Here is a 1,464-nt window from a genome sequence, read left to right as displayed (position 1 = left end):
GGCCGCTCCGGCACCACCGAGGTCGACTGCGCCGACGGCCCGCTGCGCGTCCTGCACCTCGTCGCCGCGCCGCCGCCCCGCCTCCTGGTCTTCGGCGCCGTCGACTTCTCCGCGGCCCTCGCCGACGCGGCCGCGCTGCTCGGCTACCGGGTCACGGTGTGCGACGCCCGGCCGGCCTTCGCGACCCGCGCGCGCTTCCCGTCGGCGCACGAGGTCGTCGTCGAGTGGCCGGACGAGTACCTCGCGCGCACCGAGGTCGACGCCCGCACCGTGATCTGCGTGCTCACCCACGACGACCGCTTCGACGTGCCGCTGCTCGTCGCCGCCCTCCGGCTGCCGGTCGCGTTCGTCGGGGCGATGGGATCCCGCGCCACGCACGAGCGCCGCCGCGCGCGCCTCGTGGAGGAGGGCATGACGGACGCCGAGCTCGCGCGCCTGCACTCGCCCGTCGGCCTGGACATCGGCGCGAGCAGCCCCCAGGAGACGGCCGTCTCGATCCTCGCGGAGGTGCTGGCCGCGCGCGCCGGCACCGCGGGAGCGCCGCTGACCACGACGACCGGACCCATCCACGGGGAGACCGCATGACCGCCGCATCCGCATCCGCCGCCCCCGCCCAGCCCGGCCTCGCCCGCCGCCTCGGCCTCCTCGACGCCACCGTCCTCGGCCTCGGCGCGATGATCGGCGCCGGCATCTTCGCGGTCATGCCCGCCGCCGCCCGCGCGGCTGGCGGCGGCCTCCTCATCGGCCTCGCGATCGCCGCGGTGGTCGCGTTCTGCAACGCCACCGCGTCCGCGCAGCTCGCCGCCCGCTACCCGTCCTCCGGCGGCTCGTACCTCTACGGCCGGGAGCGGCTGGGGGAGTGGCCGGGCTTCCTCGCGGGCTGGTCCTTAGTCATCGGCAAGACGGCGAGCTGCGCGGCCATGGCGCTCACCTTCGCCGCCTACGCGGTGCCGGTGGCGTGGCAGCGGCCGGTGGCGGCGCTCGCCGTCGTCGCGCTCGCGGTGGTCGGCTGCCTCGGCGTGACCCGCACCGCGCGGCTCGCGCGTGTGATCATCACGGTGGTCCTCGCGGTGATCGCCCTCGTGCTGGTCGCGGGCCTCGTCGCGGGCGGGCCGAGCGCCGGCACGGGACCGGTCGCGGGAGTCGTCGACACGACCCCCTACGGCGTCCTGCAGTCGGCCGGCCTCCTGTTCTTCGCCTTCGCGGGATACGCCCGGATCGCGACCATGGGGGAGGAGGTGCGGGATCCCGCCCGCACCATCCCGCGCGCGATCCTGCTGGCGCTCGGCGGCGCGCTCGTCGTCTACGCGCTCGTCGCCGTGACCCTGCTGGGGGTGCTCGGGGAGGCGCGGCTCGCCGGATCCACCGCGCCGCTCGCCGACGTCGTGCGCGACGCGGGCTGGGCGTGGGCGGTGCCCGTGGTCGCGGTGGGCGCGGCCGCGGCCTGCCTCGGCGCGCTCCTGG

2 protein-coding genes are annotated in these 1,464 nt (G+C 77.4%); both read left to right on the top strand.

Translation table 11 applies throughout. The features are described from left to right. On the top strand, window positions 1-585 hold a 585-nt coding region (locus tag DZG00_RS15400; RefSeq protein WP_199689837.1), incomplete at its 5' end, for an XdhC family protein. Further along, the coding region (locus DZG00_RS15395) for an APC family permease (protein ID WP_119455815.1) at window positions 582-1,464 on the top strand (883 nt) is incomplete at its 3' end. The genes DZG00_RS15400 and DZG00_RS15395, both read left to right, overlap by 4 nt.

The organism is Clavibacter lycopersici (assembly GCF_003576405.1).
Lineage (GTDB): Bacteria > Actinomycetota > Actinomycetes > Actinomycetales > Microbacteriaceae > Clavibacter > Clavibacter lycopersici.
Note: the sequence above shows the minus strand (reverse complement) of the source record. Positions and strands in the feature narration are given on the sequence as shown.